Origin of the sequence: Paracerasibacillus soli (genome assembly GCF_042432965.1) — a bacterium.
Lineage (GTDB): Bacteria > Bacillota > Bacilli > Bacillales > Amphibacillaceae > Paracerasibacillus > Paracerasibacillus soli.
On record NZ_JBHLWL010000067.1, the window covers coordinates 189,657 to 202,962 of the forward strand.

General features: G+C 37.4%; 10 protein-coding genes. 3 read left to right on the forward strand and 7 right to left on the reverse strand.

What is annotated here, in order from left to right:
• Positions 1-40 precede the first annotated feature (40 nt).
• Positions 41-1,666, reverse strand: coding sequence for an extracellular solute-binding protein (locus ACFFIS_RS17690; RefSeq protein WP_390188581.1), 1,626 nt, complete (start codon positions 1,664-1,666; stop codon positions 41-43).
• A gap of 907 nt (positions 1,667-2,573) precedes the next feature.
• Here ACFFIS_RS17690 and ACFFIS_RS17695 point away from each other — a divergent pair.
• Positions 2,574-3,527 carry an acetamidase/formamidase family protein gene (locus tag ACFFIS_RS17695; protein ID WP_390188583.1) on the forward strand — a complete coding sequence of 318 codons (954 nt, stop codon included), beginning with the start codon at positions 2,574-2,576 and terminating at the stop codon, positions 3,525-3,527.
• A gap of 94 nt (positions 3,528-3,621) precedes the next feature.
• Positions 3,622-3,777, forward strand: coding sequence for a ribbon-helix-helix domain-containing protein (locus ACFFIS_RS17700; RefSeq protein ID WP_320379966.1), 156 nt, complete (start codon positions 3,622-3,624; stop codon positions 3,775-3,777).
• Positions 3,778-4,001: 224 nt separating this feature from the next.
• On the opposite strand, the gene ACFFIS_RS17705 is transcribed toward ACFFIS_RS17700, so the two are convergent.
• On the reverse strand, positions 4,002-4,580 hold the full coding sequence (locus tag ACFFIS_RS17705; RefSeq protein ID WP_390188585.1) for a transposase: 579 nt from the start codon (positions 4,578-4,580) through the stop codon (positions 4,002-4,004).
• A gap of 102 nt (positions 4,581-4,682) precedes the next feature.
• On the opposite strand from ACFFIS_RS17705, the gene ACFFIS_RS17710 reads away from it, so the two are divergent.
• Positions 4,683-5,459 carry a formate/nitrite transporter family protein gene (locus ACFFIS_RS17710; RefSeq protein ID WP_390188586.1) on the forward strand — a complete coding sequence of 259 codons (777 nt, stop codon included), beginning with the start codon at positions 4,683-4,685 and terminating at the stop codon, positions 5,457-5,459.
• On the opposite strand, the gene ACFFIS_RS17715 is transcribed toward ACFFIS_RS17710, so the two are convergent.
• From ACFFIS_RS17715 to ACFFIS_RS17735, 5 genes are all read right to left on the reverse strand, one after another.
• A complete protein-coding gene (locus ACFFIS_RS17715; RefSeq protein ID WP_390188588.1) occupies positions 5,436-6,179 on the reverse strand; it encodes a hypothetical protein in 744 nt (247 codons plus the stop codon). The genes ACFFIS_RS17710 and ACFFIS_RS17715 overlap by 24 nt on opposite strands.
• An 856-nt stretch (positions 6,180-7,035) precedes the next feature.
• A complete protein-coding gene (locus tag ACFFIS_RS17720; protein ID WP_320379970.1) occupies positions 7,036-7,440 on the reverse strand; it encodes a hypothetical protein in 405 nt (134 codons plus the stop codon).
• Between the two features lie 118 nt (positions 7,441-7,558).
• Positions 7,559-9,226 (reverse strand): glycerol-3-phosphate dehydrogenase/oxidase, encoded by a 1,668-nt coding sequence (locus ACFFIS_RS17725; protein ID WP_320379971.1) that lies wholly within the window; start codon positions 9,224-9,226, stop codon positions 7,559-7,561.
• A gap of 338 nt (positions 9,227-9,564) precedes the next feature.
• Entirely contained in the window at positions 9,565-11,055 is a 1,491-nt protein-coding gene (glpK, locus tag ACFFIS_RS17730) for a glycerol kinase GlpK (RefSeq protein WP_390188591.1), read from the reverse strand.
• A 104-nt stretch (positions 11,056-11,159) separates the two neighbouring features.
• Positions 11,160-13,178 carry an alpha/beta fold hydrolase gene (locus ACFFIS_RS17735; protein ID WP_390188592.1) on the reverse strand — a complete coding sequence of 673 codons (2,019 nt, stop codon included), beginning with the start codon at positions 13,176-13,178 and terminating at the stop codon, positions 11,160-11,162.
• Positions 13,179-13,306: the final 128 nt, after the last annotated feature.

The following is a 13,306-nucleotide window of genomic DNA, read 5'->3' on the forward strand; positions in this document are numbered from 1 at the left end:
AGCCACTAATCCTTTCTTCCTTGCATGTTTTATTTTTATATTAGTTGCTCTTATACCGTTTATAAGCTTCTTTTTGTATTTCCATATACTCATCTAAACGCATTTTTTCAATTTGTTCGACATACGCATCCCATTCTGAAAAGTCTGCTTCGCCTGTAATAAATTGTGCTTGCATTTCACTTACATATTTTGATAAGTCTGTTTCTAAAATCGCCATTTTCTCATTTTCTTCTGGTGTATACGTAAAGCTAGGCCATACTTCATCAATTAAGTAAGGCATTAAGTTTTCTGTTGCTTCTTTATCCGTAGGCGCATTTTCAGAACCAGTAAAGTAATCGTCCGTAACCATTACAGGATGGTTACCACCTGGATTAATGATGTATTCAGCAAGTGCTTGCGTTAATGTTAAACCATCCGGATGATTTGTAATTTCTTCTTTCAATTTCGGACCTTCCGCTGTTTCCTCATATGTCACGCCTTCAATCCCCATGAAGAACATTTTTGATCCTTCATCTGTCCAAAAATAGTCAATCCAACGTAAAGTTGCTTCGGGATTTTCGTTTACTTTCGTAATAAGGAAGTTTCCTAATGAGCGTAGTGGTGACGTAATCCCTGTATACATTTTTGTTCCATCTGGGCCTTCCAAAGCATTACCTGGAATAAACTGTCCACCTATTTCTTCTCCATACAATTCAATAGGATTATAGAATTGCACTGCACCGTAACGATCTGCAGCTGCATTTGCTAAATGTTGATCAACTTCAAGAGAGTAAATATTTTGTTCGATAAGTTCATCTTCGTATAGTCGATTCAAATATTTCAGCATTTCTTTATATGGATCAGTAATCGGGAAGAAGCGGATATCACTAGATTCTGGATCCTCGTCCACGAGCGTATGTAACTGTCCTTTGTTTTGTACGCCAAATGCACCTGAAATCCAGTGTATAATACGCGACATTTGCGCAACACTACTTAACGGAATTTCATCATGTTCCCCATTCCCGTTCAAATCTGTTTCTTTCACAGCCTTCAAATACGCATAGAATTCTTCAGTTGTTTCCGGATTATCCATCCCTAACTTTTTCAACCATTCCCCGTTTATCCAGCCTTTCGCACCAGTTAATAATGAAGTAAATTCTGGTGAGTAAACAGTTGGAATGGAATAAATATTTCCATCTGGGAATGTTAAACCTTTTTTAATATCTGGATTTTCATCTAACACTTTGGCAATATTTGGTGCATACTCCTCAATTAAGTCATTAAGCGGAATGAATGTCCCTTGTGCACCATACTTTTGGATATCTGATACTGGAATATTTGCAGCATAAAATACATCTGGCAAATCATCACTCGCCAAAGCTAAATTCCGCTTTTCTTCCAAACCATCTGCTGGAACTTGATTCCATTTAATTTTCATATTCGTCATTTTTTCATATTCATTTAATAGTAAAACATCATTCCAATCATCTGCTGTTGTCGCAGATTTTCCCGCAAAAATATTTAACTCGATTTCCTCTTTTACAATAGGCATATCCGTTTTATTTAAATTCTTTAATGATTCCTCATTACCAACTTTTGACTCCTGCTTGCTATCTTTATTACATGCTGCAAGAAGTAACAAAAAGGCCAAAAACATTAGTAACATTACTTTTTTAAACTGTTTCACTAAAAAACCTCCCCACAATATTTTCTCTCGCCCACCCATTACCTTTAGATGGTAAACATTTTGACTTACTTAACAATGGCAATAAAATTGCTGTTTGAAAAAAACGCTGATGCTTAGGATTGGAGTATGATGAAATAAATACCATATCCTCCTTGTTTTTATGTTATGAGTGTTTTTTACCTCACCTCCTTTACGGTTTTTGGAATTCTGGAAATTTATCGCATCATGTACGGGCTTCATGATCCGTTATCATTACCATTCGGTTCAGCTATGCATGTAAGAAAACACGACAGGCTAGATTTTAGGATTCTAAAGTTTTGGGATTTCTGGACTTTGGATTTCTGGATTTCTGGATTTTGGATTTCTGGATTTCTGGATTTCTGGATTTTGGATTTCAAAGTAGCTAGTTTTCCTCACACCAAAGATTGGAATTGCTGTAACAACTTATACACTTGATAATCCTTTTTATGACAAATCCTGAAAGCGTTTACTATTATGTGCTACATGAATCAATGGAAGTTTGCGTCATTCTTCCATTGATTGTTAGTCAAACTAATCTGACCTTTACTCGTTATTAGCTCCCCACTCATGATCTTGAATCCCTGCGAACCTATGAAATGGATCATATAGCTAGTAACTTACGATAAATTTTAAAAATAAATCCAAATAACAGAAATAACATTTTACCTTTATTGAAACTTTTCTAATATATTATTTTATTTCATATAATACCACAACATAACAAAAAATGAAATATTAAATTAATATTTATTTTATATCATGTAATAATATTTCATGTGGGGTCAGACCCCAATATCTCTTAGAAACCATGCACATTTACTTGTATTATGCTGCGATATTATCTAGTATATTATTAATCTAAAATTTCTAAAGGGAGCGGATTAATATGACAATTCACCACCATCATCCTTATATGACCATTCACGATTTCAAATCCCATAGCCATTACAGTTGGGATCACGCTTTAAAGCCAATTGCTGAAGTAGATTCAGGACAGACCATTACATATGAAATTACAGATGCTTCTGGTGGACAATTTACCAAAAACTCGACAGCTGCTGACGTGATGAAACTCGATTTCAATAAAATAAATCCTGTGGCTGGGCCAATCTATATTAAAGGTGCACAGCCCGGGGATACACTTGAAATTGAAATGATTGATTTCCGTCAGCTTGAATGGGGCTGGACGGCTTTAGTTCCTGGTCTCGGACTACTAGCAGATGATTTTAAAGAGCCAGCATTTAAAACATTTGACTTAACAAAACGAAATAGATTTGAATTTTTGGATGGAATCGATCTATTTCTAAAACCATTTCCGGGTACTGTCGGTGTTGCCTTACCCGAGCCTGGAAGCCACAGTATTTTACCCCCAAGGAAAAATGGGGGGAATATGGATATACGGCATCTTATCCGAGGAACAAAGCTTTATCTTCCTGTTTGGGTGGAAGGGGCACTATTTTCCATCGGGGATACACATGCTGCACAAGGTGATGGCGAAGTTTGTGGTACCGCTGTCGAGGCGTCAATAGAAACGACAGTTCGTTTTAAATTGCACAAAGGTAAAACAATTCAAGGGCCACGATACGAAATTCCTGGGCCACCGACTCCCGAAGCAGACAGTAATGGATACTATGTCACAACAGGACACGGCGAAGATATTTATCAGGCATCACAACACGCTATTCGCTACATGATTGAACATTTAGTCGACACGTATAAAATGAGCGAGCAAGAAGCATATATGCTCTGTAGTGTTGCAGTTGACCTACGCATTAGCGAAATCGTCAACACACCAAACACACTCGTATCCGCCTTCCTCCCACAAGCTATATTTTATTAATGGGGTCAGACCCCTTGTGTATTGCTTCACAAGGATAATGTCTAATCCTTGCTATAACAGGGTTTATGCGCCATACTTAATATGAGGTGAGCATATGCCAATTAAGAATAGGACCACCAGTATGTTTGTGATGTTGCCAGAAGATTTACTTAAAAAGATAAAAGAATTCAAAGAAGATAACAGAATTAGAACGAGAAATGAAGCAATTAGAACACTTATTAGAAAAGGGCTAGAGGACTCTCAAGAATGAGAGCCCTCTAAAACAGCTCTTCACCGTTATTAACGTACATGATCAAATAAGCTAAGCACCGCCTGTACCTCATCCCCTTTCTATAAAATTATAAAGGTACAGCAGCCATATCATTCCACATAAGCACTTCATGGGGGAAAAAACACAACCTATTCACATACTACGTTTTTGTCATTCCTTTAACATTTTTATTTGCTATATCAAGAAAATCATTTCGGGCTTCTTCAATCTTTCTCTTTTTCAAATATCGGCAGGGGGTCAGACCCCTCATCTTTCTCTTCTACAAACTTTTGATAGTTTTCTTTTACAGGTTCGTCCAAATATTTTAAAATTTTATCCGTTCGAATGTGCGGGTTTTCCTTATTTGAGATATATGCTGCATAACTACTCCAAAGGTACTCACTTGGCGTGCTGACCATCTTTGCTTCCACTGGATTTAAATGAATATATCGGCTCACATCTAGTTTATAGTCCTTTGACTCTATTAGTTTTGCGCCATAACGTCCTTGAAAAACATGGTCAATATAGTCATGACGCCTGTTAAAATACATTGCATACTTGGAATTCAGCATTTTCATAATGTCCTTTGTATGATGATCTATCGTTTCTAATTGGAGGTGGATATGATTGGTCATGAGGCAATATGTATGTAGATAAAATGGATAGGTAGCGCGCGTTTCTTCTAATATATCTAAATACTTCTGATAATCTTTCTCATCATAAAACAATGCATTTTGTCGATTTCCTCGAGAAGTTATGTGATACATCGCGCCCGGATACCAAACACGTGGTTTTCTTGCCATATTGTGGACACTCCTTTTAGTTATAAAATTGCTAGTATTATCATATACTCTATTAGATTGCTTTTTGTAGGGGGGCTGACCCCAATAAACGAGGTGGATACATTGGCGTTTAATTCTCCTGAGAGAATAGTAGAGATTGCGGCTCATACTGGGAAATGGAAAACTCGCCTTTCTATATTACGTACGCTTCTATTAGGATTTTTAGCTGGGGCTTATATTTCCCTTGGCTTTTTACTATATATTCGCGTAACAGCGGAGCTTCCACAAGATATTTGGGGATCAGTGTCGGTCTTAATTGGTGCGGGGGTTTTTCCACTTGGACTAATCTTTGTAATTATCGCTGGTGGTGAACTTTTAACCGGAAATATGATGACATTAATAACAGCAAGACTAGCGAAAAAAATAACAACATCACATATCATTAGAAACTGGACAATCATTACGATTAGTAACTTTATTGGCGCTTTGTTTGTTGCTTATTTTTTTGGACATGTTCTTGGCCTAACGGAAACTGGGCCATATTTAGAAAGGACAATATCCGTTGCGGGTAGTAAGATTAGCGAATCTTTTCCCAAGGCATTTGTTTCTGGTATTGGAGCAAATTGGCTTGTTTGTCTAGCAGTATGGTTAGCCTATGCTGCGAATGATATTGCAGGTAAAGTGATTGGCATCTGGTTTCCGATCATGGCCTTTGTCGCTATTGGCTTCCAACACGTCGTTGCCAATATGTTTATCATTCCTGCTGCTATTTTTGCCGGATATTTTAACTGGATTGACTATCTTTTTAACTTTGGAGCTGTCTTTTTAGGAAACTTAATCGGGGGGGCAGTCTTTGTAGGAAGCTTTTATTGGGTTTCATATGGGGTCAGACCCCAATAAAAGCTTTGCTAGCTGTTCTTTATTTGTTTCAAATTGTTTTTTTCGATGTCCATTCGCTCCTGATGGATGTGGAAATCCATAAAGATACGTGTGATCTGGTATCTTCTTATCGTTAACCAACTGCTTTAAAGTTTGTTCCACCACTTTTCCAAGCGGAATAACAATGACTTTTTCGTACATTTCACATAACTCTTCTGGAAAAACCTCATTCACATATGTGGATAATAATGTAGATTGTTTAATTGTCGGTTGATAGCCCGTATAATTTTTTTCATGATAGAAGGTGGGATATTTTATTATAGAAGTAGTATGAAGTAATGACCGATTTTCCTCAAATAAGGTTGCTGAACGATTGATATGAAGTTTCTCCGGTACACCACATTGATCAAGCATCGTGATAATATTTTTTCGCATGCTTCCTGTAAAACTTGCTGCAACTTTGGCATGTTTCGTTACATGCTCTTGACTATGTCCAAGCTGAATACTTTTAACGGCTTGCTCATAGGCTACTTTCATTTGTTGCCAACCTGGGGTAATCCCAACGATAACAATTTTCGCATGTCGATTGATATAATCATTATGTGGTGCATAATACATACTCAAATTCTTATCCGTTTCAATTAAAAATTTACGGTTTAGTAAATCTTGTTTGGTGAGTTTGCGATTGGAACATAAACTTTGCATGGCCTGAATATAATCCTGAAATTTTACATATCTCATCTTATTACATCACCTTTCATCATGGGGGCTGATCACGTCTGAAGGGGAGATGATGACAATCAATCATCTCCTTTGAAACAAGTAATTAAAGTAGGTAGAAAGCGGGCCCCTCATCAGTTTATATTTATGATAAGCGACGCATAAAATATATAAATCCTTTACGTAAAATTCATCCGTTTTACTATTACATTGCCGCAGATTATGCTGATGATAGCAAAATCGCTTTCCATTCTGCTCCATTAGTTCTTCAAATTTCATCATATTTCTCATCCCCTCATGTAACACACAATACATTTCTATATAATCAGCCAAAAAGATATACGAAAACAAACTAACCTTGTATATTTAGGTTGATTTTGATACATGATATCGTGTTTCCTTTTTAGCAAATAATTGCGGCTTGATGGAAGTATATGATGTTTTATGAAATTATTTTATTCGTTAAATTTTGATAGGAAACTTTAGTAAATCTCACTTCCTCATGTTATGATGCGTATTTTTCTTTCTTTTTCTCCGCTATTAAATGAATATCATAAAATAAGATATACTAATTCATTTAGATTTGCTAAGTTCATTTGTACATAAGATTTTTGCACATTACACCTTCTGTATAAATGAAACTAATTACCTATATTTCTACCCTATTTTTATAGGTTAATAGTACCATATTACACAACATAACGCAAAGCGCAAATTATATAATTTAGAATATTTGGCCTTGTGTGGTTTTTGAAGGGGTCAGATTAGTTGGTCTTGCATGAATAAAAAACCATGCAAGTTTTATAATAACTTCACAGTATACTATAACAATTATTGTTATCAATGGAATTGGTGACGAATGCTCAATCACAGAGCTCTAGTGGGAGCTTGATATGCGTGAATCAATAATCTTTAAACGTCCTAATTCAGGGTTTATTCCTTTATGGTTCTTCGTTAGCTCCTGAATTTTATGCACTACGCTTTGAAAAAGCGCTTGTGCATGCTCAGTTGGTAAATCATTAATTCTACGGCTTAATTGCACGCCACTTATACTTGGAAGGTTGATAGATTGGCAAAACTCAGGGTTAGCACGAAGCTTTTCTTCCATTTCCCGTAAGATTGCCAGTTGTCTAGTTGTGCAGCCACAAGAATCTTCATTAATGCATGCATCCACAGAAAGCTTGTCATAGCCATAGTTCAGCAATGGACATGAAAAAGACCCTGTAGGTAAACTAGATAAACATTGACTTATTAACTGTTTATGACCTATACTTTTATTCACAGTTGACTCCCTTGTAGAAGATTTGGGAACACTCTTCTACAATAGGAGCCTTTTTTATTTCTGTAAACAAAGATGTTCATTTTTTCAACCTATGGAATTTTTATCCACACATGCAAAACTAGTTGATTTCATCCTCTATAGGATGTACTGCTTCGTACAGTTGTTGTTCGAGTTCTTTGGTGTAGTTTTCTTTGATTTCTTTTGTCCAGTTGAATGTTTTTGCCATATGGTTGATGACGGGTTGTTTGTATTCCTGTACCCAGTTAATATTAAAGAACAATGCTCCGGTACGGCGAATAAAGAAATCAATTGGTCTATATGCTAGCTCATAGTCAATAGCATAACGAAGCATGGCCAATACAACCGGGTCAAGTTTTTCAATTTTTGCATGCTCGTAATTATTTTTATAAAGATCAAATACAATGTCTACGTTTGAGCCATATCTTCTAATTAATTTTTCCGAAGTGACTTGGTCTAACCCAATTTCTTTTCCCTCTATGAGTTTTTGTTCGATAAACCTCTCAAATCCCTTCGAACCACCGACATCTCCTCCAGAAATCGGAAGATGCACCGTATGCGCTGCTGGATAATGCTGCCCTTCTTCGACATTTAATTGTTTTGCAACAAGGTCAACAATACCCTCCGCCATCTTACGGTAACCAGTTAATTTGCCCCCTGCTATCGACATTAGCCCAGAATCGGATACAAAGATTTCGTCCTTACGCGAAATTTCAGAAGGGGATTTGCCTTCTTCACTGATTAATGGGCGAACTCCAGACCAGCTTGATTCAACATCATCCGCTGTAATTTTCACATTGGGAAACATAAAGTCAATCGCATGGAGCACATAATCCCGGTCGGCAACCGTCATTCTTGGATGCGTAATATCACTTTCATACACTGTATCTGTAGTACCGACATACGTTTTTCCTTCACGAGGAATCGCGAAAATCATCCGTCCATCCGGTGTATCAAAATAGATTGCTTGTTTTAACGGGAACCGTTCCCCATCAAATACAAGGTGAATCCCTTTTGTTAACTGCAATGTTTTCCCTTTTTTAGAGCCGTCCTTTTCTCTTATCGTATCTACCCATGGCCCCGCAGCGTTGACAATTTTCTTCGCGTAAATTTCACTCACTGTATCATCTGTTAAATCTAGTACCTGAACACCTACTACTTTTCCACCTTCATATAAAAGATCTGTTACCTTCATATAATTTAGTGCAACTGCTCCTTTTTCAACTGCCTTTTTCATTACCTCAAGCGTGAGGCGTGCATCATCTGTTTTATATTCGACATAATACCCTGCACCTTTCATTCCCTCACTTTTTAATAAGGGTTCCCGCTCCATCGCAACATTCGGCTTTAACATTTTCCTTCGTTCCTGCTTCTTAACACCGGCAAGAAAATCATATACTTTTAAACCAATATTTGTTGTAAACGGGCCAAAAGTTCCCCCTTTATAAAAAGGTAGCATCATCCATTCAGGCGTTGTTACGTGCGGTCCATTTTCATACACAATAGCGCGTTCTTTCCCAACCTCCGCAACTACTTTAATTTCAAATTGTTTTAAATACCGAAGTCCACCGTGAACTAGTTTCGTTGATCTACTTGATGTACCAGCTGCAAAATCCTGCATTTCCACTACTGCAACTTTCATCCCTCTCGTAGTCGCATCTAATGCAATACCTGCTCCAGTAATCCCCCCACCAATCACAAGTAAATCTAAAGCTTCGTCTTGCATTTTTTGTTTGATCTCATTTCTTTGTAAATTTGAAAATTGCATAAATCATCGTTCCCTTCCTAAATTTTAAGTGCAACGTCTAACGATGTTTTTCTATTACTCTCCTAAACTCTCCATTAGAAAAACAAAAAAGAGACCACAAACTCTCTATTATCTATCGCTAGAAATAGAGTGAATTGGTCTCTCAACAAATCTCCATCCATCATATTAACTTACTAACAGTATAGCACGAAAGCCCCTGATTGGATAGTTATTTGCAACGTCTACGGGCCCAGATTCTTTTGGTGCTTGGCGCCTAGAAAATAGAATATTACTTTAGGGTTTGCTATGACCACGCATGAATCGGTAAGTCCTCTAAGGCTCAAAGATTTTTACAAACCTTACGTAAACTTCCTTGTCGCCATTACAGCTTTCTTCCAACCATCATAACGTTCTTCACGATGACTTTCGGTTATACGTTGTGTAAATGTGCGCTCGTTTTTCCATTGCTCAGCGATTTCATCTTTTGATTTCCAAAAACCGATAGCCAAGCCTGCCAGATAAGCGGCTCCTAACGCTGTTGTTTCATTTATGACAGGGCGTTCAACCGGCACACCTAGGATATCACTTTGAAACTGCATTAAGAAGTCATTTTTTACTGCACCACCATCTACACGTAATGACCTTAATTCAATTCCAGAATCCGCCACCATTGCGTCCAACACGTCTCTTGCTTGATAAGCTATCGATTCAAGTGTTGCACGAATAAAATGTTCTTTCGACGTACCACGCGTTAAACCAAATACAGCGCCACGTGCATCACTGTCCCAATACGGTGTTCCAAGTCCGACAAATGCTGGTACTACATAAACCCCTTCCGTTGAATCTACTTTTTCGGCATACTTTTCACTTTCCGATGCATCCTTTATGATACGCAATCCATCTCGTAACCATTGAATAGCAGAACCAGCAACAAAAATACTACCTTCAAGCGCATATTCTACTTTGCCGTCAACACCCCATGCTAAGGTTGTGAGGAGGCCATGCTTGGATTTTATCCCTTCCTCACCGGTGTTCATTAACATAAAGCAACCAGTTCCGTACGTATTTTTAACCATTCCTTTTTCAAAACATGCTTGGCCAAACAAAGCCGCCTGTTGATCTCCTGCTATTCCCGCAATCGGTACCTCACATCCAAAAAAGTGATAATCAATTGTATTGGCATACACTTCACTTGACTGGTGTACTTCTGGAAGCATACTTTTTGGTACAGTTAAAATTTCAAGTAAATCATCGTCCCATTTCAGGTCATAAATATTAAACATTAACGTACGAGCTGCATTTGAGTAATCTGTAACATGAACTTTACCACCTGAAAGTTTGTAAACTAACCAAGTATCAATCGTGCCAAAAAGCAAATCTCCTTTTTCCGCCTTTTCTCTCGCTCCAGCAACATGATCAAGTATCCATTTTACCTTCGTACCTGAGAAATACGGATCAAGTAGTAATCCAGTTCTTTCGTGGAAAATATCATTGTATCCTTGCTCCTTTAAATCACGACAAATATCTTCTGTTTGGCGTGATTGCCAAACAATGGCTTTATATATTGGCTTTCCAGTTTTTTTATCCCAGACTACCGTTGTTTCCCGTTGGTTTGTTATCCCAATTCCAGCAATTTCATCGGCAAAAATATCCGCCTTACGAATGACATCTGCCATACATGCTAAAATGGAAGTCCAGATTTCATTTGGATCATGTTCCACCCATCCTGGTTTCGGAAAAAATTGTTCAAATTCGTGTTGTGAACTCGCAACAACATTTCCTTGTTTATCAAAAAGTATAGCTCTTGAACTTGTTGTTCCTTGATCAAGAGATAGCATATATTTTTTCATTATTAGTCACCTACGAATCATTGTTTTCTTAACTCTAAAAAAGAGCGCAGGACCATCCAGTGGCCCATTGCTCTTTTTAGATATTACGTCATTTTAATTCATAACTAAAATACAGTATATAGTGCAGTGTTTGCAACTGTTATCATCGTCATGAGTACCGTATTTAAGAAGGCTGCAACATAGACATTCCCTGTTTTTCTATAAAGGAATCGATTGAATACAGCAGCAACCGCGAGCACTGGTACCAAACCAATTACGATAATCGATGATAGAGATTCTGCAGGATATCCTGCAACTCCAGTTGTAAACAATAGTCCATATTGATAAATCAAATAAAGGACTAAGCCACCCACAAAATGTAAAATAGAAACGATATATCCTTTAAATCCTTCATACTTCTCACCAGTCGTATTCATATTGACAGAAATTCCGGCAATAAAGTAGTAAATAAAGAATAGTGGTGCATATTTTAGCAAAGCAATCACATGATGCCATTCAAATGTTTTTACTGCAAATGTCCAAAGTCGGAAGTCCGTTTTGAACACAGCATCGATGATATAAAGAAGTCCATATCCAACCCCAATAGCCAACACAGCTGTAACAAACGCTGTTAGAACAGTCTTCACACTAGCCTTCACACCGTAATTGGCAATGGTTGCTCCTTCTGGTTTTTTAGCAATAAAGTGGGAACTGATCATGAGCATGAGCATGACAATGGCTACATTGATTGCCCAATACACAGTTGGATTTACCGTTGGTGCTCCAAAAAATGCTGATTCAGGTATGATTTCCATTTGCCACTTCAAATAGAAGTATTGAATCATACTAATAACAAGCATAATCATCGACCATGATTTAATGTTTTTATTTGAATTTTTCACAAGCGAAGAAATCATCACAATCGCAAATGTAATAACCAATACGAGACTAACTTGTCTTAATAATCTCATGCCAGTTACATCTCCACCGTACAACGAAGTGAAGAATAATGCTGGGAATAAGCCACCGAAAACTAATATTGCATAACTTGCTACCTTTGCTCCAGTTGTTTTTGGAACTGGTAGTGCGTCTGGTTTTTCCGTATAAATATTTTTAAAGAATGGTAATTTCCCTAGCAATAAAATCAACGGTACAAAGAGTAGGAAAAATCCAATAAGAGCTACAAATGATGCAAACTCTTTATACATCCATGATTGTCCAGTGTCACCAATTGTTACAAGATTCCCATAATCCGCAAACGCCATATCATAGAAGCCGATAGCATAAGCAGTTGATGTTTTAGAAAAATGGTTCCAAGGGTGCGTTTCTGCGGGTTGATAAATAACTCGCTTTCCGCCATTTACTTCATAAACTTTCGCAGCTTCTGGATTATCTGGATTTCCTAAAAATCCTTGCCCTTCTTCCGTATCTACGTAATCTTTTTTCACAACAGATTGGGAAGCAATCTCTGCATCTCTATCAAAGAAGAATTCATCGTACTGTGCAGCGATTTTTCCAGATGTTCTCGGACCGTACGAATGATTAATGTCCTCAGGAGTATACCCAAGTACCGTTAGCCACCAGTAATCCGATCCAAAAGTCAAAGAACTATAAATCTTTCGTATGCCACTCTCCTGAAAATCCATTTCATCTAAAACAACCGCATTCGTCGAAGAAAATCCACCCATGGAGTGACCAGAGACAGCAATAATTCCATTTCCATCTTTATCCTTTAAAACGTAATCTTGGTCGTACATATATTGTACCGCATCATAAATAGCATGTGGCCAAAATGAAAAAAAAGCCGAATCCTTTTCCATCGTACCTGTTGAATGGCCATGATCATACTGGTCTAAAGCTAAAACAACATACCCGCGCTTAGACATTTCAATTGCTTGGGCATCCTGCATTTCAGCAGAGTTTAAATAACCATGTGTTGCTACAATGGTAGGTCTTGCATTTTGATCCGCCCCGTCTGGTTTATACAATAACCCTGAAAGTTCCCCTCTTGGCGTATCAAAGTAAATCCGTGAAACATCAACGTCTCCACTTGAGCTATTAAATTGTGACGCGGTAAAACTTCCTGCAAAAATTAATAATAAAGAGATTACAATCCATATGACTGGGTTCCTTAGCTTTTTCATCATCTTCCCCCTTGTACTACAAAATTTAATCTTTATACTAATTTGATTCTAATCATCCTACTTTATATCATTTCATATGTATGATATTTTCTGATACTAGAATGAAGGATATTTTGAAGCTATGCCTC

What these genes read in the sequence shown, in the direction of transcription:
- glpK (WP_390188591.1), bottom strand. Translation starts at nt 11,055, where the DNA reads ATGAAAAAATATATGCTATCTCTTGATCAAGGAACAACAAGTTCAAGA.
- ACFFIS_RS17705 (WP_390188585.1), bottom strand. Translation starts at nt 4,580, where the DNA reads ATGGCAAGAAAACCACGTGTTTGGTATCCGGGCGCGATGTATCACATA.
- ACFFIS_RS17695 (WP_390188583.1), top strand. Translation starts at nt 2,574, where the DNA reads ATGACAATTCACCACCATCATCCTTATATGACCATTCACGATTTCAAA.
- ACFFIS_RS17715 (WP_390188588.1), bottom strand. Translation starts at nt 6,179, where the DNA reads ATGAGATATGTAAAATTTCAGGATTATATTCAGGCCATGCAAAGTTTA.
- ACFFIS_RS17700 (WP_320379966.1), top strand. Translation starts at nt 3,622, where the DNA reads ATGCCAATTAAGAATAGGACCACCAGTATGTTTGTGATGTTGCCAGAA.
- ACFFIS_RS17725 (WP_320379971.1), bottom strand. Translation starts at nt 9,226, where the DNA reads ATGCAATTTTCAAATTTACAAAGAAATGAGATCAAACAAAAAATGCAA.
- ACFFIS_RS17735 (WP_390188592.1), bottom strand. Translation starts at nt 13,178, where the DNA reads ATGAAAAAGCTAAGGAACCCAGTCATATGGATTGTAATCTCTTTATTA.